General features: G+C 62.9%; 23 protein-coding genes. 6 read left to right on the top strand and 17 right to left on the bottom strand.

The genetic code is table 11. From position 1 onward, the window contains the following. The first annotated feature begins 122 nt into the window (after positions 1 to 122). The gene (gene hpf, locus AC1D10_RS28710; RefSeq protein WP_477277916.1) at positions 123 to 707 is read left to right on the top strand and encodes a ribosome hibernation-promoting factor, HPF/YfiA family; all 585 of its coding nucleotides are present in this window, start codon (positions 123 to 125) and stop codon (positions 705 to 707) included. Positions 708 to 766: 59 nt separating this feature from the next. Continuing rightward, a complete protein-coding gene (gene ptsN / locus AC1D10_RS28705; RefSeq protein ID WP_013529589.1) occupies positions 767 to 1,231 on the top strand; it encodes a PTS IIA-like nitrogen regulatory protein PtsN in 465 nt (154 codons plus the stop codon). Between the two features lie 85 nt (positions 1,232 to 1,316). Here the strand turns inward: ptsN and AC1D10_RS28700 are convergent, their stop codons facing one another. Both AC1D10_RS28700 and AC1D10_RS28695 read right to left on the bottom strand, forming a co-directional pair. Further along, the gene (locus tag AC1D10_RS28700) at positions 1,317 to 1,574 is read right to left on the bottom strand and encodes a BQ00720 family protein (protein WP_095084707.1); all 258 of its coding nucleotides are present in this window, start codon (positions 1,572 to 1,574) and stop codon (positions 1,317 to 1,319) included. 65 nt (positions 1,575 to 1,639) lie between these two features. Then, positions 1,640 to 2,065 (bottom strand): Hsp20 family protein, encoded by a 426-nt coding sequence (locus AC1D10_RS28695; RefSeq protein ID WP_023760739.1) that lies wholly within the window; start codon positions 2,063 to 2,065, stop codon positions 1,640 to 1,642. 304 nt (positions 2,066 to 2,369) lie between these two features. Between AC1D10_RS28695 and AC1D10_RS28690 the strand changes: the two genes are divergently transcribed. Continuing rightward, a complete protein-coding gene (locus AC1D10_RS28690; RefSeq protein ID WP_477277913.1) occupies positions 2,370 to 3,311 on the top strand; it encodes a nucleoside hydrolase in 942 nt (313 codons plus the stop codon). A 154-nt stretch (positions 3,312 to 3,465) separates the two neighbouring features. Here the strand turns inward: AC1D10_RS28690 and AC1D10_RS28685 are convergent, their stop codons facing one another. The 8 genes from AC1D10_RS28685 to AC1D10_RS28650 all read right to left on the bottom strand — a co-directional run bounded on the left by AC1D10_RS28685 (position 3,466) and on the right by AC1D10_RS28650 (position 9,616). After that, a complete protein-coding gene (locus tag AC1D10_RS28685) occupies positions 3,466 to 4,080 on the bottom strand; it encodes a LysE family translocator (protein WP_477277911.1) in 615 nt (204 codons plus the stop codon). A 113-nt stretch (positions 4,081 to 4,193) separates the two neighbouring features. Further along, positions 4,194 to 5,645, bottom strand: coding sequence for an amidase (locus AC1D10_RS28680; protein WP_477277909.1), 1,452 nt, complete (start codon positions 5,643 to 5,645; stop codon positions 4,194 to 4,196). A gap of 1 nt (position 5,646) precedes the next feature. Then, a complete protein-coding gene (locus AC1D10_RS28675) occupies positions 5,647 to 6,552 on the bottom strand; it encodes a ribokinase (RefSeq protein WP_477277907.1) in 906 nt (301 codons plus the stop codon). A gap of 144 nt (positions 6,553 to 6,696) precedes the next feature. Next, on the bottom strand, positions 6,697 to 7,182 hold the full coding sequence (locus AC1D10_RS28670; RefSeq protein WP_477277905.1) for a hypothetical protein: 486 nt from the start codon (positions 7,180 to 7,182) through the stop codon (positions 6,697 to 6,699). Then, a complete protein-coding gene (locus AC1D10_RS28665) occupies positions 7,154 to 7,618 on the bottom strand; it encodes a hypothetical protein (protein WP_477277903.1) in 465 nt (154 codons plus the stop codon). Before AC1D10_RS28665 ends, AC1D10_RS28670 begins: the two co-directional genes overlap by 29 nt. After that, positions 7,560 to 8,009 carry a hypothetical protein gene (locus tag AC1D10_RS28660; RefSeq protein ID WP_477277901.1) on the bottom strand — a complete coding sequence of 150 codons (450 nt, stop codon included), beginning with the start codon at positions 8,007 to 8,009 and terminating at the stop codon, positions 7,560 to 7,562. Before AC1D10_RS28660 ends, AC1D10_RS28665 begins: the two co-directional genes overlap by 59 nt. 37 nt (positions 8,010 to 8,046) lie before the next feature. Further along, positions 8,047 to 8,517, bottom strand: coding sequence for a hypothetical protein (locus AC1D10_RS28655; protein ID WP_477277899.1), 471 nt, complete (start codon positions 8,515 to 8,517; stop codon positions 8,047 to 8,049). Between the two features lie 220 nt (positions 8,518 to 8,737). Then, the gene (locus AC1D10_RS28650) at positions 8,738 to 9,616 is read right to left on the bottom strand and encodes a methylated-DNA--[protein]-cysteine S-methyltransferase (protein WP_477277897.1); all 879 of its coding nucleotides are present in this window, start codon (positions 9,614 to 9,616) and stop codon (positions 8,738 to 8,740) included. Positions 9,617 to 9,783: 167 nt separating this feature from the next. On the opposite strand from AC1D10_RS28650, the gene AC1D10_RS28645 reads away from it, so the two are divergent. Beyond that, a complete protein-coding gene (locus tag AC1D10_RS28645) occupies positions 9,784 to 10,599 on the top strand; it encodes a class I SAM-dependent methyltransferase (protein ID WP_477277895.1) in 816 nt (271 codons plus the stop codon). A gap of 9 nt (positions 10,600 to 10,608) precedes the next feature. Here AC1D10_RS28645 and AC1D10_RS28640 read toward each other — a convergent pair whose 3' ends face one another. Beyond that, a complete protein-coding gene (locus AC1D10_RS28640; RefSeq protein ID WP_477277893.1) occupies positions 10,609 to 11,103 on the bottom strand; it encodes a DUF2244 domain-containing protein in 495 nt (164 codons plus the stop codon). 22 nt (positions 11,104 to 11,125) lie between these two features. Between AC1D10_RS28640 and nth the strand changes: the two genes are divergently transcribed. Then, complete coding sequence (gene nth, locus AC1D10_RS28635; protein WP_477277891.1) at positions 11,126 to 11,920, top strand: endonuclease III; 795 nt, start codon at positions 11,126 to 11,128, stop codon at positions 11,918 to 11,920. Here nth and AC1D10_RS28630 read toward each other — a convergent pair. The 4 genes from AC1D10_RS28630 to AC1D10_RS28615 form a co-directional block, all read right to left on the bottom strand. Then, complete coding sequence (locus tag AC1D10_RS28630; RefSeq protein WP_477277889.1) at positions 11,917 to 13,425, bottom strand: tripartite tricarboxylate transporter permease; 1,509 nt, start codon at positions 13,423 to 13,425, stop codon at positions 11,917 to 11,919. The two genes, nth and AC1D10_RS28630, sit on opposite strands and share 4 nt — an antisense overlap. 10 nt (positions 13,426 to 13,435) lie before the next feature. Then, a complete protein-coding gene (locus tag AC1D10_RS28625; RefSeq protein ID WP_477277887.1) occupies positions 13,436 to 13,900 on the bottom strand; it encodes a tripartite tricarboxylate transporter TctB family protein in 465 nt (154 codons plus the stop codon). A gap of 96 nt (positions 13,901 to 13,996) precedes the next feature. After that, the gene (locus AC1D10_RS28620) at positions 13,997 to 14,974 is read right to left on the bottom strand and encodes a tripartite tricarboxylate transporter substrate-binding protein (protein WP_477277885.1); all 978 of its coding nucleotides are present in this window, start codon (positions 14,972 to 14,974) and stop codon (positions 13,997 to 13,999) included. Between the two features lie 143 nt (positions 14,975 to 15,117). Further along, positions 15,118 to 15,579, bottom strand: a complete 462-nt coding sequence (locus AC1D10_RS28615) for a DUF2214 family protein (protein ID WP_477277883.1) — start codon at positions 15,577 to 15,579, stop codon at positions 15,118 to 15,120. Positions 15,580 to 16,053: 474 nt separating this feature from the next. Here AC1D10_RS28615 and AC1D10_RS28610 point away from each other — a divergent pair, with 474 nt between their 5' ends. Further along, the gene (locus tag AC1D10_RS28610) at positions 16,054 to 16,593 is read left to right on the top strand and encodes a GNAT family N-acetyltransferase (RefSeq protein WP_477277881.1); all 540 of its coding nucleotides are present in this window, start codon (positions 16,054 to 16,056) and stop codon (positions 16,591 to 16,593) included. A gap of 7 nt (positions 16,594 to 16,600) precedes the next feature. On the opposite strand, the gene AC1D10_RS28605 is transcribed toward AC1D10_RS28610, so the two are convergent. Both AC1D10_RS28605 and AC1D10_RS28600 read right to left on the bottom strand, forming a co-directional pair. Beyond that, positions 16,601 to 19,093 (bottom strand): EAL domain-containing protein, encoded by a 2,493-nt coding sequence (locus AC1D10_RS28605; protein ID WP_477277879.1) that lies wholly within the window; start codon positions 19,091 to 19,093, stop codon positions 16,601 to 16,603. Positions 19,094 to 19,421: 328 nt separating this feature from the next. Then, on the bottom strand, positions 19,422 to 20,192 hold the full coding sequence (locus AC1D10_RS28600; RefSeq protein ID WP_477277877.1) for an IclR family transcriptional regulator: 771 nt from the start codon (positions 20,190 to 20,192) through the stop codon (positions 19,422 to 19,424). Positions 20,193 to 20,345 lie beyond the last annotated feature (153 nt).

Genomic DNA, 20,345 nt, shown 5'->3' with positions numbered 1-20,345 from the left:
GTGATCAACCGGAAAGTTCGGATTTAAAATCGGCGCGAGTGACGCCGCAAAGCTTGTGCGCACGGACCACGAGTATAAACTCGGGCCAGTTTGAAGCCTGAGCAAGGAAGGTCAGTTTTCAGATGAATCTGCGCATATCGGGAAAACACATGGATATCGGCGATGCGTTCCGCACACGCATCAACGATCGCGTCGGCGAAGCGATCGGCAAATATTTCGATCGCGGCTTTGCCGGACACGTCACGGTCATCAAATCAGGTTCGCGCTATTCGGCGGATTGCATGATCCGGCTCGATTCCGGCGCTTCGCTGCAGGCCACCGGCGATGCCCAGGATCCGACATTGGCCTTCGAGGCCGCGGCGGATCGTCTGGAAACCCGGCTGAGGCGCTACAAGCGTCGGCTGAAATCGCACAATTCGGGCAGCGCCAACGGCGATCCGACCGACATCGCCTACACGGTGATGGCGCCGCTGGCCGATGACGACGAGGACATTCCGGAGAATTTCGCCCCGGCCATCGTCGCCGAATCAACCATGACGCTGAAGACCATGTCGGTGGCGTCGGCGGTCATCGAACTCGACACGAAGGACAGCCCGGTCTTCGTCTTCCGCAACGCCGGAAACGACCATCTCAACATCGTCTATCGCCGGCCCGATGGAAACATCGGCTGGATCGACCCGTCCACGACCAAGGTCGCACAGGGATAAAAGCCGGCCGCACGAGGGGTGAGGGCTGGTGACGGCAGGCGAACAAGGGATTTTCAAGCATGGATCTGAGCGATCTTATCAACGTTCCGGCGATACTGCCGGCGTTGAAGGCGAACTCCAAGAAGCAGCTGTTGCAATTGCTGTCCGAACGGGCAGCGGCGATTTCCGGCATTCCGGAACGGGAAGTGTTCGACACCATCCTGCAGCGTGAACGGCTGGGCTCGACCGGCGTCGGCAACGGCATCGCCATTCCGCATGGAAAGCTGGCCGGCGTGAAACGCATCGCCGGGGTTTTCGCGCGGCTGGAGACGCCGGTCGACTTCGAGTCGCTGGACGATCAGCCGGTCGATCTGGTGTTTCTGCTGCTGGCGCCGGAAGGGGCGGGCGCCGACCATCTCAAGGCCTTGTCGCGCATCGCGCGGGTGCTGCGCGACGCCGACACGGTGGCCAAGATCAGGGGTACGCGCGACGCCGCGGCAATTCACGCGCTTTTGTCGGATACGCAAGCCTCGCACGCGGCCTGACATTTTCTGGATTGGACGACACTCAAGGGCCGCCGTGGGCGGCCCTGTGCGTTTGAGCCCAGCCATTCGCCGGGCGGCGCCGGGCTCAGTGAATGGCGACCGTGGTCAGGTCGTTTTCCATGGCGCCGGCCAGCGCGCGGTCGCGCGCATCCGAGAGCAGGATCGGCTGGCCATTGGCGGCAAACAGCGCCCACAGTTCCATACCGGGAGCGATTTCACCGAGGTTCGGGAAACGGCCGAGCAATTCGTCGCTCGAGACCTTGCGCAGATAGGCGACCGAGCCCTCGCCGAGATGGGCGAATTCGCCGCTGGTCATGGTGAGATTTTCGTCAGTTCTGGTCATTTCAAAGCCTCCTTGGCGCGAGGACGCCGCTCAAGGCCATCCCGCATGAGAGCCATCGGTAAAGATCAGTCTTTCACCGATATGTTTATTTTCCGTACCAGCCGTTCGGACTCCGGCCGATCGAGATCGATCGACAAAAGGCCATTCTTCAGTTCCGCCGCGATCACCCGCATGCCGTCGGCCAGCACGAAACAGCGCTGGAACTGGCGCGCGGCGATGCCGCGATGAAGAAATTCGCGCTCGGTATCGTCGGTCTGACGGCCGCGCACGACCAGCTGGTTTTCCTCCGTGGTGACATCGAGATCGCTTTCGGCGAAACCGGCGACCGCCAATGTTATGCGCAACCTTTCGGTCTTGCCGTCGGCGCCGCTGAGGCGTTCGATGTTGTAGGGAGGGTAGCTGTCACCGGACTTCGCCAGGCGTTCCAGGGTCTTTTCCATGGCGTCGAAACCAAGGAGAAGCGGGCTGGAAAAGGGCGTCATTCGGCTCATGTTACACTGTCCTCTCAAGAGCGACATAAAGTGGAAAAACCCAGATGGCATTTTTCCCGGTGGTCTTGATATGGTCCGCCCCGCGACCAAGTTCAAGCCGTCAAAAGACCCGCCCAAAAAGACCAGGTCGTGGACTCACAGGAATGATCGACATGGCGCTTGAAACGGCGAGCGGATGCATGGAGAAGCGCGCAGGTCGGGATTGTCTTCCCCGGCGGAGCGGTTCGACATGGCAGCTCGCCGCCGTTTCGGCGCCCTCGGATGATTCATCCAAGTCCATGGCCTCGCCAAACAAGGAATTGAAATGCCTCAATCACGCAAGATCATCATCGACACGGATCCCGGCCAGGATGACGCCGTCGCCATTTTGCTGGCGCTCGGCAGCTCCGAACTGGAGATCGTCGGCATCACCGCCGTTGCCGGCAACGTGCCGCTGAAGCTTACCGAAAAGAATGCCCGCAAGATCTGTGAGCTGGCCGGCCGGCCGGACATCAAGGTCTATGCCGGCGCCATCCGACCGTTGATGCGCGAACTGGTCACCGCCGAGGAAGTGCATGGCAAGACCGGTCTCAACGGACCGCAACTGCCGGAGCCGACGATGAAGCTGCAGGACCAGTACGCGGTCGATTTCATCGTCGAGACGCTGATGACGGAAGACAGCGGCACCATCACGCTTTGCCCGCTCGGGCCCCTCACCAACATTGCGCTGGCGCTGATCCGCGAACCGCGCATCGCCCCGCGCATCAAGGAAATCGTGCTGATGGGCGGCGGCTTCTTCGAAGGCGGCAATGTCACGCCGTCCGCCGAATTCAACATCTATGTCGATCCGCAAGCGGCCGACGTCGTGCTCAAATCCGGCATTCCGATCGTGATGATGCCGCTTGACGTCACCCACAAGGCGCTGACCACCGCAAAGCGCACGCAGACCTTCCGCGAGCTCGGCACCAAGGTCGGCACCGCGACCGCCGACATGCTGGAATTCTTCGAGCGCTTCGACGAGGAGAAGTACGGCACCGATGGCGGACCGCTGCATGACCCCTGTGTCATCGCCTATCTGTTGAAGCCGGACCTGTTCAAGGGCCGCAACTGCAATGTCAGCGTGGAAACCACCTCGGAACTGACCATGGGAATGACCGTGATCGACTGGTGGGGCGTGACCAAGCGGCCGAAGAACGCCATGGTGATGCGCGACATCGACCATGATGGCTTCTTCGCGCTGCTGGTCGAGAGGTTGGGGCGGCTTTAAAGCTTCCTTCTCCCCGTTTACGGGGAGAAGGTGCCGGCAGGCGGATGAGGGGCGGCGCAGGCGTTGACATTCTGCTTGCAGCTCCGGCGCCGCCCCTCACCCGATCGCTTCGCGACCACCCTCTCCCCGTAAACGGGGCGAGGGAAGGGGTGTCCTACTTCGACCGCGAAAATGCCAGCCACAGGCCGCCGCCAACCAGGAAGCTGCCGCTGATCCTGGACATGAGCTTGATACGGCTGGCCGACAACAGACGCCCGGCCCGGCCGGCGGCGAGTGCATAGGTCGAATCCGAGATGGCTGCGAAGATCATGGCGGTGAGGCCCATGACCACGATCTGCAGCGAGTAGTTGCCTTGAGGCGCGATGAACTGCGGGAAGAAGGCGCCGAAGAACACCAGCGTCTTGGGATTGCTGAGCGCCACCAGCAGGCCCTGGAGGAAGAAGCCGCCGTGCGGTTTCCTGGCCGTTCCGTCGGCGTTCAGCGTTCCCTTGGAACGGAACATCTGCACGCCCATCCAGATCAGATAGGCGGCGCCGATCAGCCGCACCCACTCGAACCAGTGGCCCATGCCCGAGATCAGCGTGTTGAGGCCGATGCCGACGATGGCGATCATGACGGCGAGTCCGGCCTGCGTACCGGCGACATTGGCAAGACCGGCGCGGGAGCCATGGCGGATGCTGTTGGCGATGATCAGCGTGACCGTTGGGCCCGGCACCAGGATGATGACGATGCAAGCGAGGACATAGGCGGCGTAGAGTTCCAGCGACATGATTTTTCCCTTGGAATGCCGTCGATGCGGCGCAACTGGCGATAATCAATGCATGGCAGCGCCGCCGGTGCAAGCCGGTACGCGAAGCGTCTCGATACGCCAATGCATCCGCTTCAGGCGCCGGCCCGCCAGGGCAGCGTCGCCTCATAGGCCGCCGCCGCCTTCAGCACGGCGAGGTCGTCGCGCGGCCTCCCGATCAGCTGCATGCCCATTGGTCGGCGCTTGTCGTCGAAGCCAACCGGCACGTTGACCGCCGGACAGCCGCCCAGAGTGGCAAATGCGGAAACCTGCATCCAGCGGTGATAGCTGTCCATCCCGCGTCCCGCGACCTCGCGCGGCCAGTGGGTGCCGACATCGAAAGGGAAGACCTGCGCGGTCGGCAGCGCGATGAGGTCGAAGCGGTCGAAGATCGACAGCAGCGCGCGATGCCAGGACGTGCGGATGACCGAAGCCGCACGGATCTGCGGTGCCGTCAGCAGCATCGCGTTCTCCACTTCCCAGATGGCTTCCGGCTTCAGCAGGCCGCGCTTCGAGGGATCGTCGTAGTGGAGCTTGAGCGCACAGCCGCTGCTGGCCTGGCGCAGCGTCACGAAAGCCTGCCACAGCGCTTCGAAATCGAAATCTGGCAACAGCGGTTCGCAGGGGAAGGATGCATCCGCGAACCGGCCGAGCGCGGCCTCGCAGAGGTCGAGGATGCCGGCTTCGACCGGCAGATGACCGCCGAGATCGCCGAACCAGGCGATGCGGCCGCCGGTCGTCGCTATTGCAAGCCCTTCGAGGAACGAACCCGGTTTCTCATAGGACAATGGCGCGTGCGGGTGATAGCCCGCCTGCACATCGAGCAGCAATGCCATGTCGCGGACGTTGCGGCCCATAGGCCCGTCGACGCCCATCTGTGCATGAAAGACTTCAACGTCCGGTCCGCCGGGGACAAGCCCTTGCGACGTGCGGAAGCCAAAAACATTGTTCCAGGCTGCCGGATTGCGCAGCGAGCCGCCGAAGTCGCTGCCATCGGCGACAGGCAACATGTCGAGCGCCAGCGCCACCGCCGCGCCGCCGCTCGAGCCGCCGGCGGTGAGGGCCGGGTCGAAGGCGTTCAGCGTCGGCCCGAACACGGTGTTGTAGGTGTTGGAGCCAAGACCGAATTCGGGGACATTGGTCTTGCCGATGATGATGGCGCCGGCATCGCGGATACGCTCGACGAAGAAATCGTCGTGCTGCGGCAGGAAATCGGCGAAGATCGGCGAGCCTAGCGAGGTCCTGAGACCCTTCGTCGAGGCGAGGTCCTTGATGGCGATCGGCAGGCCGAAGAGCGGACCGGTTTCGACACCTGCCTGCCGCCGGGCATCGGCAGCGTCGGCCTCACGCAGGATGTCGCCGCGGTCGCGCAAGGAGACGATGGCATTGACCAGCGGGTTGACCGCCTCGATGCGGTCGAGGAATGCCGTCACCACCTCGCGGACGGAAAGTTCCTTTTGGCGGATCGCGTCGGCAAGTGCGACCGCGGACAGGCGGCAGATGTCGCCCGCCGGCGCCACGGCATGTTTCGTCCGGGGGCGCTGCATCTCAACGGATTTCCTGCAACGCCTGGTCGACATCCTTGGCCAGCGGAATCGCCGGCTGGGCGCCCGGCTTCACGCAGGCGAGCGAGCCGGCCGCGCCGGCGCGTGCCAGCGCCTTGTCGAGCGCGAGGCCTGACGACAAGCCGGCGGCGAAATAACCGCAGAACGTGTCGCCGGCGCCGACTGTGTCGACAGGGGTGATCTTCATTGCCGGAACGGTCAGGAAATCGCTTGGGGTCGCCGCCATAACGCCGTCGCCGCCGAGCGTGACGACGATGGTTCGGCCGGTTTTCCCGGCATAGTCGCGCATGCGCGCCGCCCGGTCGCGGCCTTTCAGCGACAGCGCCTCGCCATAGAGGTCGAACTCGGTTTCGTTGGCGACGGCATAGTCGGCCTTGCCGAGAAAGGCCGCTGCTTCGCCCTGGAAAGGAGCGGTGTTGAGCACCGTGATGGCGCCGGCCGCTCTTGCCTGGTCGAGCGCGGCTTCGACGGTCGCCAGCGGAATCTCATGCTGGAGGAGTACGACATCGCCCTTTTTCAGGAAGGCTTTCGAGAGATCGCCGGGCAACACGGAAGCGTTGGCGCCCGGCACCACCGCGATGATGTTCTCGCCGTCGTCGCCAACCATGATCAGCGCCGTCCCCGTCGACGCGAAAGTTTCGGCGACCCCGGACAGGTCGACCATGCCGTCGCGCAACAATGCCAGCGCCTCGGCGGCGAAGCTGTCCTTGCCAACGGCGCCGACCATGCGCACCGAGGCGCCGGCGCGTGCCGCCGCCAGCGCTTGGTTGGCGCCTTTGCCGCCGGGCGCCGTGACAAAGCTCGAGCCGCCTACCGTTTCGCCGGGGCTCGGCAAGCGATCGACATTGGCGATCAGATCGAGGTTGATCGAGCCGACAACAATAATCAAGCAAGGCCTCCTGCCAGGACAGATCCAAATGTTGGAGCGTCCTCTATGCGTCCGGGCGAACGCGGGTCGTTCCAATCGCGCGGGAAGCTAACCCGTAAGGCCGCGGCTTGCCAGACCACGCGAATGGTCCAGATCGATTTGTGCTTATTCACAGCGCACGGTGACCGTGCCTTGATAGTTGCCGGCGGGAAAGAGACCGCTCGACTTGGTGGCGGTCAGGTCGACCTGCATGGGATGGGTACCATTGATAACCCTCTGCGGCACACTTCCGTTGATGTCGACTCCCGAGCCATCGAGACGGAAGACCGAGGCGAAGGTCACGTTGGTGCCGCCGCCGCTCGGCGCGGACGAGAACGCGGCAGGCGCTGGCGCCGAAACGGAATAGCAGTCCAGCAAGTTGAGCACGGAGCACAGCAGGGAGCTTGCCACGATGGTGGCGCTGGCGCTCGATCCGCCTGCCTGTTTGGAGCCCAGTATGCTGATGGCGGGATTTGCCTTCATCGTTCCCGACGCTCCGACCATGATGGTGCAGGTGCCGATGATCGCCGCTTGCACCGGAAGGCAGAACCCGGCAAGTGCTGCCGTCGCAAGCAGCGCGCGGTTATTTCTTCTTTTTCTTGCCATTGCCATTTCCGGTCCTGATGCTCCAGCCTTCGTTGGCCCATCCGGGTGATGCGGCCGCAGGAGCGGGAGTGCTGGCGGCCACGCTCGCCGTCTGGCCGTCGGCACCGAGCCCCATTTTGAGGAGTTTCAGCTCCAGTTGCAGGCGCTCGACCTCAAGCTCGTAGAGGCGGCTGCAGTCGACGCGTTTCGGCGAACGCCCGATCGGAATCACCACGCGGCCGTAGGTGGCGACGTCATTGTTCGACTGGTTGTTGCCTCTGATGACGCCGAGGTCGACATAGGCGCCGGTGCCCGATACGGCGGAACGGCAGGTGGTGCCGTCGGAAGCGTGGACCTCATCCTGCCCCTGCGGCAAGGTCACGCCGGGCAGGTTGAAGCCGCTCTCATTCTGATTGAGATTGTAGACATCCTCGGCCAGAACCGGCGAGATCCCCGTCGACATCGCCGCGAGCGCGACTGTCAGGACTTGCGGTGCCCAAAAACTTTCCGCATATCTGTGCCTTTATCTGGGTCTGCTGATTGGGAAAGGGGATGCTTTCGGTACAGATACGCACTTTACGCTCGGCGGCGCCGGCAAACGGCACGACCACAAGGACAGGACGGGAGGCCTGGGAAGCCAGTTGGAAGACACTCGGCGAAATCCTGGCTTCCACGGGCTGAAAATCCTGATCGTAGACGTGGATTTCGACCCTGATCTTCTGGTCGTAGGGATTGGCCGGAAAAACACGGACCGCGAAGACGTCGGTGAAGCTGTTGACCTCGCCTCGCATCGGCGACATCGACTGGGCCACGGCGGCTATAGGCATCAGGCCGACGGCCAGCGCCGTCGCCAAGGTTCGAGCATGTGTCAAGGACCCCTCCTTCCGAGAGCTATTCGCAGCGCACCGTCACCGTTGCCTGATAGTTTCCGGAGGCGAAGCGGTTGCTGCCCCCCTTGGTGCCGGCGAGGTTGACCGAGATAAGCGACGCGCCGGGAGCGGTCAGGCTGGTGGCTGAGCCCGTCTCGGCGACCGTGTGGGCGCCGCTGGCGGAATAGGTCGGCGTCCAGGTGGTGGCCGTCACATCGGCAGCCGGCGCCGTGGTGGTGGTGACCGGATCTACGCTGAGCGACACACCTCCGGTCGTCGTCAGCGTGACCGTTCCGGCCAAGCCACCACTGTTGTGTGAGCTTAGCGACTGGAGATCGGGGCTCACCGTCATCGTGCCGTTGGTGGCGATCAAAAGTGTGCAGGTTGCGGTGATCGTGCCATTGAAAATGACATTTTGCGTTGTGGCCAATGCGGTCTGGTCAAGACAGGTAACCAGCAGAGCTGCGCCAAAGGTGGCGCGAAACAACATCATCGAGACCTCCTATCAAGTCGGATCGCCCGAATTAATATGGGTCATCATCACTTTATCGTAGTTAATTTAGAGTTAACTTAAATAATTGATGAAAATAACAATCGGGCAAACCAGAGGTTGCCTTTGGTTGCAATTAAGAAAATACGATACAATAATCGCACTTATACTTAGTAGGTCTGATATTCATAGATTCTGCCAGGGGCAACTGGAAAATCGACATTCACGACGACACTTGCCCTGCCTCCCAGCCCAGGATGGCCCGCTTGCGGGTCAAGCCCCAGTGATAGCCGGTGAGGTCGCCCGACTTGCCGATGGCGCGGTGGCAGGGAACCACGAAAGAGAGCGGGTTGGCGCCGTTGGCGGCTCCAACCGCGCGGCTGGCGCTCGGTGCGCCGATGCTGGCGGCGATCGATGAATAGGTGCTGGCCTTGCCCATCGGAATCTTGAGCAGCGCCTCCCACACGCGAACCTGGAAGTCGGTGCCGATCATGACGACATGCAGCGGCTGGTCGGGGCGCCACAGCGTCGGGTCGAAGATGCGCGCGGCATAGGGCCCGGTCGCGGCCATGTCCTCGACATAGATGGCGTTCGGCCAGCGGCTGGACATGTCGGCGAAGGCGGCGCGTTCCTCGCCCGGATCATTGAAGGCGAGGCCGGCAAGCCCGCGGTCGGTGACCATGATCAGGGCGGTGCCGAACGGCGAGGGATGGTAGCCGTAGCGGATGGTCAGCCCGGCGCCGCGGGTCTTGTAGTCGCCCGGCGACATCGCCTCATGGGTGACGAAGAGATCATGCAGCCGGCCCGGGCCGGACATACCCAGCTCGAACGAGGTTTCGAGCAGCGGCATGCCGGAATCGAGCAGTCTGCGGGCATGGTCCAGTGTCACCGCCTGCAGGAAGGCTTTTGGCGACAGGCCGGCCCAGCGGGTGAAAAGCTTCTGCAGGCCGGTCGGCGTCTCGCCGACCTCCTCGGCCAGTTCCTCCAGCGATGGCTGGTCGCGATAGTCGAGGCTGATCTTCTCGATGGCGCGGCGCACGATTTCGTAGTCACTGCCTTCGGGCGTGATTTCCTTTTTGAGGACCGCTGTCTGTGTGCTCATGGAACTGTCTCCTTGAGCTGGAATATCGCCCCTTGGGGCGTCGATCGCCACCCGAAACTTGCCTTCTTGCGGCGCATGCCCAGATAGACTCGGGGTTTCGAGAGCCTGTCCCAACCCGATGCGATCGGGATGGGGCTCTACCTCGGTGTTTGAGCAAGGTGTCGCGCATGGCTGGCGAGAAAGTGCATCTGACCGGCGAAAAGGAGACCTTGCTGTTGACGCTCTACGGCAAGGCGTTGGAGAGCAGGTTGCCGGACTCGCTGCTCAGGGATGACTTCGCCGCCGAGGCGGTTCGCAACATCGACTATGATTTCTCCAGGCTCAAGGTCGACGACAATCTCGGCGTCGGCCTGGCGATCAGGGCAAAGACGCTGGACGTCCGCGTTCAGGACTTTCTCGCCAGAAATCCCGACGCCATCGTGCTGCATCTGGGTTGCGGGCTCGATACGCGCATCTTCCGTGTCGACCCGCCCCAAGGCGTTGACTGGTTCGATGTCGACTACCCGGAAGTCATCGAACTCAGGCGCAAGCTTTACCCGTCCCGCGACTGTTACCATATGGTCGCTTCGTCGGTGACCAAACCGGATTGGCTGGGTGAAGTGCCCCGCAATCGCCCGGCCATAGTGGTGGCGGAGGGACTGACGCCCTATCTCCCGGCCGACGAGGGGCCACGCCTGTTTGCGCGGCTTGTCTCGCATCTTGCCAGCGGCGAGCTGATGTTCGACGCCTACAGCCGTTTCGGCCTGAAGCTGCTGCGCCTCAACCCGTCCTTCAAGGCGACGGGCGCCAAGGTCTATTGGAACATCGAGGATCCGCACGATTTGGAGTTGGCTGTTCCGAAGTTGCGGTTCGTCGAGGACATCTCGGCCTACAAGCCCGAGCATGCCGCCCGCATGGGCTGGTTCGCAAAACTGTTCATCCGCCTGTGGATACACATTCCGGCGCTGCGCAAGGTTGGCAGGCTGTTGCGCTACCGCTTCTGAAGCGCTGGTTCAGCGCGCCTTGGCGGTCGCCAAAGCGCGCGAAAAGGCTGTCGCAAAACTCTCGCGGTCGTCGGGATTGAGGAAGCCGCCGATCGGCACGTTCTGGCCCTGTCCTTCCACCGTCATCCTGGTGATGCCGATCTCGGCATGACGGGCGACCGAAAACCGTGCCCAGAACGGGTTGAAGCGATGCGCTTCCGATTTTCCCGAGGGGGCAGTCTTGCGAATGTCGAGGCTGGTGCGCGAAACCGACACTTCCTCGCGGGCGCGGGCGGCACGGTAGTTGGCGCGGAAGGCTATGTAGACGGCGATCACGTCGAGGCCGAAGAAGCCGAACACCGGCCAGGCGCCGCGCGACAGGAAAAATGCGCCCGTCACCAGCCAGCCGAACAGCAGCGCGCCCATCAGGATGCAGAAGCCTGTCCTGCCCAGCGACCGGTGCGGGGTCAGCAGGGCGTGAAAAAATGGCTCGTCGGCCTGAAATGAGGCGTTTGTGTCGCTCATGGCGGGATATTATAGGAAGGGAATGGCGAGCCCCAAGTCAAAAAAATCCAGCGCACCCAAAAATGAACTTTTGCCTGGCCGGCGCGACGGCTCGAACGCCAAGCCGCGCCCGCGGCCGGTGAGGTCCGGTTCGCGCTACAGTGCTGCCGAAGTGCACGAGATGTTCCGGCGCTTTTCCGTCCAGCGGCCCGAACCGAAGGGCGAGCTCGAACATGTCAACGCCTTCACGCTGCTGGTGGCGGTAGTGCTGTCGGCGCAAGCGACCGATGCCGGCGTCAACAAGGCGACGCGAGCGCTGTTCAAGGTGGCCGACACGCCGCAAAAGATGCTGGCGCTGGGTGAAGCCAAGGTCGGCGACCATATCAGAACCATCGGGCTCTGGCGCAACAAGGCCAAGAACGTCATTGCGCTGTCGGAGGCGCTGATCCGCGACCACGGCGGCGACGTGCCCGACGACCGCGATCAGTTGGTCAAGCTGCCGGGTGTCGGGCGCAAGACCGCCAATGTCGTGCTCAACATGGCCTTCGGCCAGCACACGATGGCGGTCGACACCCACATTTTCCGCATCGGCAACCGGCTCGGGCTGGCGCCCGGCAAGACGCCGGAGCAGGTCGAGCAAGGGTTGTTGAAGATCATCCCGGACGAATACATGCGCCACGCGCATCACTGGCTGATCCTGCATGGCCGCTATGTCTGCAAGGCGCGCAAGCCGGATTGCCCGGCCTGCGTCATCGCCGATATCTGCAAGGCCGAGGAGAAGACGACCGATGTGCCGGCACCGCTGGTTGCGCTCGCGCCGCTCGATTCAACACCTTAATTCTCCTCCACAAACACCTCCTCGCGCTTCTTCTTGACCGCGGGCAGGAAGACGATGACGAGCACGGCGAGCGCGATGAGCAGCAGGCTGGCGCTGATCGGTCTCGTCACGAAGGTGCTCGGGTCGCCGCGCGCGAGTATCATGGCGCGGCGGAGGTTTTCCTCGAGCAGCGGGCCGAGCACGAAGCCGAGCAGCAGCGGGGCCGGTTCGCAGCGCAACTTGGTCAGGAGGTAGCCGAGGAAACCGAAGAAGGCGACGGCGTAGAGGTCGTAGACGTTGCTGTTGACGCTGTAGACGCCGATCGAGCAGAACGCCATGATGATCGGGAAGAGCACGTAATAGGGGATCGTCAGCAGCTTCACCCAAAGCCCGATCAGCGGCAGGTTCAGGACGATCAGCATCAGATTGCCGATCCACATCGAGGCGATAATGCCCCAAAACAGCGCCCGCTGTTCGGTCGCGACATTGGGGCCGGGCACGATGCCCTGGATGATCATCGCGCCGATCATCAGCGCCATCACCGGGTTGGCCGGAATGCCGAGCGTCAGCATCGGGATGAAAGAGGTCTGCGCGCCGGCATTGTTGGCCGATTCCGGTCCGGCGACGCCTTCGATGGCGCCCTTGCCGAACTCCCCCGGATTTTTCGAGATGCGCTTTTCGACTGTGTAGGAGGCAAAGGCTGCAAGGATCGCACCGCCTCCCGGCAGGATGCCGAGCGCCGAACCGATGATCGTTCCGCGCACGATGGGCGCTGCCATGCGCCGAAAGTCCTCGCGGGTCGGCATAAGGCCGGTGACCTTTCGGATGAGCACCGAGCGCTCGTCCTCGTTTTCGAGGTTGCGCAGTATCTCGGCCACGCCAAAGACGCCGACCGCCACCGCAACGAAATTCAGCCCGTCGGCATACTCGCGGATGCCGAGCGTGAAGCGCGGCGTGCCGGTGTAGATGTCGGTGCCGACAATGCCGAGCAGCAGGCCGAGCACGACCATCGCCAGCGCCTTGACAATCGAGCCGTGGGCGAGCGCGACGGACGAGACGAGGCCGACGATCATCAGCGAAAAATATTCGGCCGCACCGAATTTCAGCGCCATCGCCGTCAGTGGCGGGGCAAAGATGGCGACGAGGAAGGTAGACACCGTGCCGGCAAAGAACGAGCCGATGGCCGCGATCGCGAGTGCCGCCCCGGCGCGGCCGTTCTTAGCCATCTGGTAGCCGTCGATTGCGGTGACGGCCGACGAGGATTCGCCGGGCATGTTGATGAGAATGGCGGTGGTCGAGCCGCCATATTGCGCGCCGTAATAGATGCCGGCGAGCATTATGAGGGAGGAAACCGGGTCGCCAATCTGGAAGGTTATCGGCAACAGCATGGCGATGGTTGCGGTGGCGCCGATGCCGGGCAAGACGCCGATCAGCGTGCCGAGAAGGACGCCGATCAGGCAGAAACCGAGGTTTGCCAACGATGTGGCCGTCGAAAAGCCGAGCGCGAGGTTGCCGAGGAGTTCCATGTTCATCTCCTCATAATGGCAACCATGGCCCGAAGCGCCGGAACGGCAGGCCGAGCGCGTAGCTGAAGACGAGGAATGCAAACAACGTCAGGCCGGCCGACAGCGCGAGCGCGGTCAGCGGCTTCATGCGACTGCTGGCAAACGACGCGATCAGCGCCGTCAGGAAGATCGACGGGATAAAGCCGAGGCCGCGCACCGTCAGGCCGAAGAAGATCGGAGCAGGGAGGATGAGCAGCATGCCGCGCCACGCAATGTGCCCGATTGGCTCGCTGCTATCGAAGCGAACTGCCTGGATGAGGATGATGGCGCCCAGCAGGATCAGCACGATCGCCAGGACCAGGGGAAAATATCCTGGTCCCATGCGAAAGGCGGTGCCGATTTCGAGGCCGAGCGACTGCAGCGCGAAACACGCGCCGAAGCCGATGAACAGTGCGGCGCATGTGGCGTTGGTCCTGTCGATTGCGAACGGTTTCATGACATCCTCCCAGGCCCGGGCCGCGGGCGCGCCGTTGCATGCGAAAACGGGCGCCGAAGCAAAAACGGAGCGCTGGCAGCGCCCCGTTTGAAGCCCTCAATCGGCGTACTGACCGGCGGCTTCGATGATCGGCTTCCAACGCGTGATCTCACCTTCCAGCTTGGCCTTCAGCGCCGCTGGCGTCGCGTCGGCTTCGGGTGACGGCTTGGTGCCAAGTTCGGCGAAGCGGGCCACGACGTTCTGGTCCTTCAGCGCGACCTGAAGCGATTTCGACAGGCGTTCGGTGATCTCGGTCGGTGTGCCCTTGGGTGCATAGACGCCGTGCCAGATGCCGACCTGCACCTGAGGAAGGCCCGCTTCCGTCGCCGTCGGGACGTCCTTCAGGACATCGAGGCGTTCCGGCGAGGTGACGGCATAGGCCTTGATCGTGCCGCCCTGGATCTGCTTGGTGGTGTTGGTCGTCTGGTCGCACATGATGTCGACCTGACCGCCAAGAAGATCGGTCATGGCCGGGCCGGTGCCCTTGTAGGGCACGGTGACCAGCGGTGTGCCGATGGCGCTCATGAACAGCATGCCGCACAGATGCGAGGCCGCACCTATCCCGGCATTGGCGACGGTGAGGCTATCCTTGTTGGCCTTGGCATAGTCGACCAGCCCCTTCAAATCGGTCGGCTCGAGGTCCTTGCGGCCGACGATGGTCATCGGCACCTCGGTGACGAGGCCGACATAGTCGAAGGCGTTCAGCGTGTCGTAGGCGAGCTTTCTGTATAGCGTTGCGCTTGTCGCCATGCCGATGTGGTGGAGGAGCAGCGTGTAGCCGTCCGGCTCGGCGTTGGCGACGCGGCCCGCGCCAAGCGTGCCGCCGGCGCCGCCGACATTCTCGACGATGACCTGCTGACCGAGATCCTTCGACATGGCTTCCGCGACAAGGCGCGTGACGGTGTCGGTCGGGCCGCCGGCGGCAAACGGTACCACAACGGTGATGGTTCGTTCAGGATAGGTCTGTGCGCCCGCTGCGAACGGATAAAGCGTGATGGCCGCAGCGGCAGCCAGAGCGGCGACTAGTTTTCTCATCGTGATCTCCTCCCAGGGCATAATCTCCAACCGCGCGCGGCGTTCTCCCAACACCGGCTGCGGATAGAGCAACAACTAGCGCAAGCTAGCAGATTGCAATCGGCCTCGAATGGCAAACTGCGATTCTCTGCCGTTCCTCCGCTCTATTCTAGGTAGCCGTAGCCCCTTGCCATCGCCGCCGCGAAGACCGGGATCAGCAGGAAGATGAACGCCTCGGCACGGATATAGGTCTTCACCGAAGCAAGCTCAGCCGCCGGCACCAGGAACGAGGGGTCGGCGCCTGCCTGCCGGTTCCAGGAAATGAAACGTATAGTCGGGATGATCGACAGCAGGCCAACGATGCCAAACGCCGCGATCTTGGCCCAGAACACCCAGTTGTAGACGTAGAATTCCCAACCCTTGAGGCCATAGAAGACACGGCCGATGCCGACGATGATGATCAGCGTTGCGATGATGCCATAGTGACGGTCGATGCCGGCGAGCCGCTTGAGCGTGGCGGCGGCCAGATCGCCGCGGATCAGCACGAATTCGGCGCCGATGATCCCTGCCAGGGAAAACACCAGCAGATGGTGGATGATGGCAAGCACGAGATCGGTGGTGTCCATGCATTTTCCTTGTTGGCAGGCACTGAGACCGGCCAAGCTGAACCAGTCACCTTGCGAAGGGTAGCATCGTTCCGCAAAATTCCCACTCGCGAGCTCGCTTTCGACCTGGCCGTGAGCGTCATTGACGACAGTTCCTGACAACCTGAAAGTTCCGCGGATGACCGCATTGAAACGCGCCCTAAACCCGATGCCCGATGATGGCCGCGCTGTCCTGACAAAGCGCGGTTTGATGACGGCTTATGAGGCACGGCCGGATTACCAGAAGAATCTCGGCTGGATCGGCCGCGCCAAAGGCCGGGTACCAGGCAGGAAGTGACTCGACCAGATGCTGGACGAGCTGCAGGCGGCGTCTCCATGAACATGGCCTGGCGCGGCTGAGAACAATTTCTCGTCTGGAAGATGACATGCCCTGCCTTGGCCCTTGCCAGGCCCGGGCAATTTGCTACGCGCCGGGAGACAAGCAAGGCAGATCCCATGAACAATCCGCAAGCAACCAGCGCCCCTGTCATCGAGACGCAGCGAACCATCCTGCGGGCACACCGGCTGGGAGATTTCGACGCCTATGCGACGATGTGGACCGATCCCGTCGTCACCCGCTTTATCGGTGGCAAGCCGCGCACGCGCGAAGAAAGCTGGATGCGCTTCCTGCGTCATGCCGGCCTGTGGTCGCTGCTCGGCTACGGTTTTTGGGCGATCGAGGAGAAGGCGACGGGCCGTTTCATCGGCGAGGCCGGTTTTCACGATCTGAAGCGCGATATGGAGCCGTCGATTGAAGGCATTCCCGAGGCTGGGTGGGCGCTCGCTCCGGCCGTTCATGGCGCAGGCTTTGCCACCGAGGTGGTTGGCCGCATCCTGGCATGGGGCGAAGAGACGTTCGGGCCTGCGAAGACCGTCTGCATCATCGACCCGGAAAACGCCGCCTCGCTGAACGTTGCGACGAAATGCGGTTACCGGGAAGTGGTGCGGACCACCTACCACGACGCTCCGACCATCCTGCTGGAACGGCTCGCCTGAAACGGTTCTAGCCGGCCTTGCGGCTGAGCTTCCGCGCCAGATCGACCCATGGATCGGCAGCGTTTTTGGCAGCCGGTGCGAATTTCCGGCTGAGCAGCACCGTCGAAACATCGAAAGGCTGCGGCTTGGCGATCGCATAGCCCTGGGCATAGTCGACGCCGATTTTTTTCAAGGCGGCGATGATGCCGTCGCTTTCGACGAACTCGGCGATGGTGCGCTTGCCCATGACCTTGCCGATGTGATGGATCATCTCGACCATGGCGTGGTCGATGCGATCTTCCAGCATGTCCTTGACGAAGCTGCCGTCGATCTTGAGGTAGTCGACCGGCAGGTGCTTCAGATAGGCGAAGGACGACATGCCGGAGCCGAAATCGTCGAGCGCGAAGCGGCAGCCCAGCCCGCGCAGGTCGGCAATGAAGCGCATGGCACTGGTCAGATTGGCGATGGCGCTGGTTTCGGTGATCTCCAGGCAGATCATGGCGGGCGAAATGCCATGGACGAGGAATTGCTCGCGCAGGAAGTCGAGGAATGTCTCGTCGCCGAAACTCGCTCCGGAAAGATTGATGGCGCAGGTGGCAATCGGAGCCGAGCGCGGATCGGCTTGCCGCGCCGCCAGAATGGCGAAGGTGTTGCGGACCACCCAGCGATCGATCGACGGCATCAGGCCGTAGCGTTCGGCCGCGGGAATGAAGCTCTGCGGGGTGACGAAGCTGCCGTCTTCGTCGGTCAGCCGCAACAGGATCTCGATATGCGCGCCCGCCTCGGCGATGTCGTCGTTGAGCGGCCAGATTTCCTGGGCATGAAGCCTGAAGCGGTTTTCTTCGAGGGCGACGTGCAGGCGCTGCACCCAGGCCATCTCGCCGAAGCGCTCCCGCATGAACACATCGCCATCGCTGTGGATCTGGACGCGGTTGCGGCCTTTTTCCTTGGCCAAGTAACAGGCGACGTCGGCGGCCCTGAGCGTTTCCTCGATCGTCACTTCGGCATTGGCGATCTGCACCATGCCGATGCTGACACTGGAGTTGAAAGGCCTGTCATCCCAGGCGAAATGCAGATCCTGCACCGCCGCGCGCAGCCGTTCGGCGATGTCGGCCGCACTGTCGCCATCGCAATCGAGGAGCAGCACGCCGAACTCGTCGCCGCCCAGCCGGGCCAGCACATCGCCCGGTCGCAATTCGTGGGTCAGCAGCGCTGAAATTCGGCGCAGCAGCTGGTCGCCCGCGGCATGACCACAGGTATCGTTGACCAGCTTAAACTGATCGAGGTCGAGATACATGAGTGCGAGCTGGCGAGGCCGGTCCTGGAGGTCCGCGATCGTTCTTTCCAGCCGGCTCTCGAAGTCACGTCGGTTGGCCAGTCCGGTCAACGCATCATGCGATGCTTGCCACGACAGCCGCTCGATATAGTCCTCTTCGCGCGTCATGTCGTGGAACGCCAGCACCGCGCCGGCGACGTGACTGGAAACGAGCAGCGGGGCGCCGGTCAGCGCGACGGGCACAACGGAGCCATCCGGCCGCTGCAGCAATTGCGGACGCGCGCTCGAAAGGTGCGGCTCACCGGCCAGCAGGCGCTCGACCAGGCCGATGTCTTCGGCGCTGGTGTCCTTGTCCACAAGGCGAAACAGCGACGCGATCGGCTTGCCCCTGGCGGCACTGAGCGGACATGCCAGCAATCTTTCGGCGACGGCATTCATGTAATCCAGCCGCCCGTCTGCCCCGGTGCTGATCACGGCCTGTCCGATCGAAGCCAGGGTGATCTGGGCGCGCTCACGCTCGGCATTGAGCGCCATCTGGAATGCCTGACGCTGCGCCAGGAGTTTGCGCGTGCGCCATACGGCAAGCAGGATCAGCAAGGCGGCGGTGACCAGATTGGCTGATGTGAGCAATATCTTGATGAAGCGCGATCCCTCGCCGAGGCTGTCCGAGAAGGCTTTGGAAAGCGGGCTGACCTGATGATCGAGCCGATGTATCTCCGCTTTCCAGGCGCTGATCTCAGCCGCCGATGCCGGCCCCTTGCCCAGCCTCTCGTGCATGGCGTCACCGAGCCGCTGGATGGCGAGGATCATCGTGTCGGCGGCCGTCCAGTGCCGGATGGCGGCATCGAGATAGCTGAAGCCGCGGAAATTCTGGAACAGCCAGACCATCCCGGCTACGTCGTCGGCGTGATTCCTGCCCTGCAGGAAGCCGGTACGTGCGGCATTGGTGTCGGGCTCGGGCTGCTCAAGTGCGAGGCGGGCCGAACGATCAGCCAGCGGAACGGCGATTGCCCCGCTGTATTCGCGGAAGAATTCCACTTTGCCTGTGTCGGCATAGAGGCTGAGAAAATAGATGGCGTGCTTCTGACCCTTGGACCACTGGCTCTCGCCGCCGACATAGGCGCGGACCGCCGACAGCGTGTGGAGGCTGAGGCTGGCAACCAGCGCCTGAACAAGAACGACGGCGATGAAAGGCCAGACGAGCCCGAGAAGACGGGGTTTCGGGTCCATCGATGACAGCTTCATCGAATTTCCATGGACTTGCCATGATCCTTGTCAGGCCGTCTGTCCGACTGTTTCATCCGTCGGTGGAGACGACGTTCTTCCCTAGTGTCGCTCATCTGGCGACAACAGTCCGGGTATCACGAGGGGGCTTAACAGCGAATAAAGACTTCAACTATTTATATGAGCGATTCTTGTTTCGGGTGACCGAATATTACGCGGCGTCATACAACTACTTCAAGTTGAATCAGATTGTATTCGTCTCTCTGGAGCTTCTTCCCGGGATTGCAAGCGCGGGCAGTGTTGCGTGGACCTGCATCGCGCTTTGCTTCGGCCGACGGGCCGATCGACGCTACGACGCAGCGTCCGCCGCGAGGCTCGCCTGCTCGAGCATGGAGGCGTCCTCGCCGAAGGCGCGGGTGGCGCGCGCAGCCGCCTCGAGTAGCGGGCGTTTCATGCGCTGGAGAAACGCCGCGTCGACGCGCGTGCTGGGGCCGGCCAGCGTCAAGGCGCCGAGCAGGGCGCGGCCCGGCCCGAACACCGGCGCCGACACGCCCGCCGTCTCGGGGTCGCGGTCGCCGACGGCGAGACAGTTGCAGGTCTTGCGGATGGTCTCGTACGGCTCGCCCTGCTGGCCGGAAAACGCCGCAAGCACGCGGCCGCCCGAGCCGACCAGCAGCGGCAGCACGTCGCCTTCGCGTATCGTGTAGCGGATCGGGTGCTTGGATTCGACGCGGTAGAGACAGGTGCGGACGTCGCCCGAACGAACATAGAAGGCAACGCTCTCCCAGCTTCGCTCGGAAAGGTCGCGCATGATCGGCAGCAGGATGTCGACCGCCACCACCGAACGCTGATAGAGTGCGCCGAGCCGGAAGGTCGCGGGTCCGACGCGATAACGGCCATCGTCCAGACGCTCGAGCAACTGCCCGCGTAGAAGGGAATTCGCAAGCCGCAGGATGGTGCTCTTGTAGAGGCCGGTCCGCGCCGCGATTTCGGCCAGGCTGAGCGACCTGTCCGCCGTGGTGAAGGCATCGAGGATGGTGATCGCCCGATCAAGCGCGGCAACCCCTTCGGCGGCCGCGGGCCGGATGTCTGGATCAGCGGATTTGCCTGGTGAGTCCATTGCGGTTCCCAACTCGGAGAAGGCCCTGAGCAGACTCCGCTGGCTTCGCCAACGCGTCGTCTGCTTAGGTTTCTTTGTTTGCCGCAGGTTCTTGTCGCAAAACCGCGGAACACTTTTGCGGAACCTGCTCAGCGGAGCCAATGTGTCGCGCCG

This window comes from Mesorhizobium sp. P2_A8 (assembly GCF_056404935.1).
The sequence above is the reverse complement of the archived record's forward strand: the minus strand, read 5'-3'. Positions and strand labels throughout refer to the sequence as shown.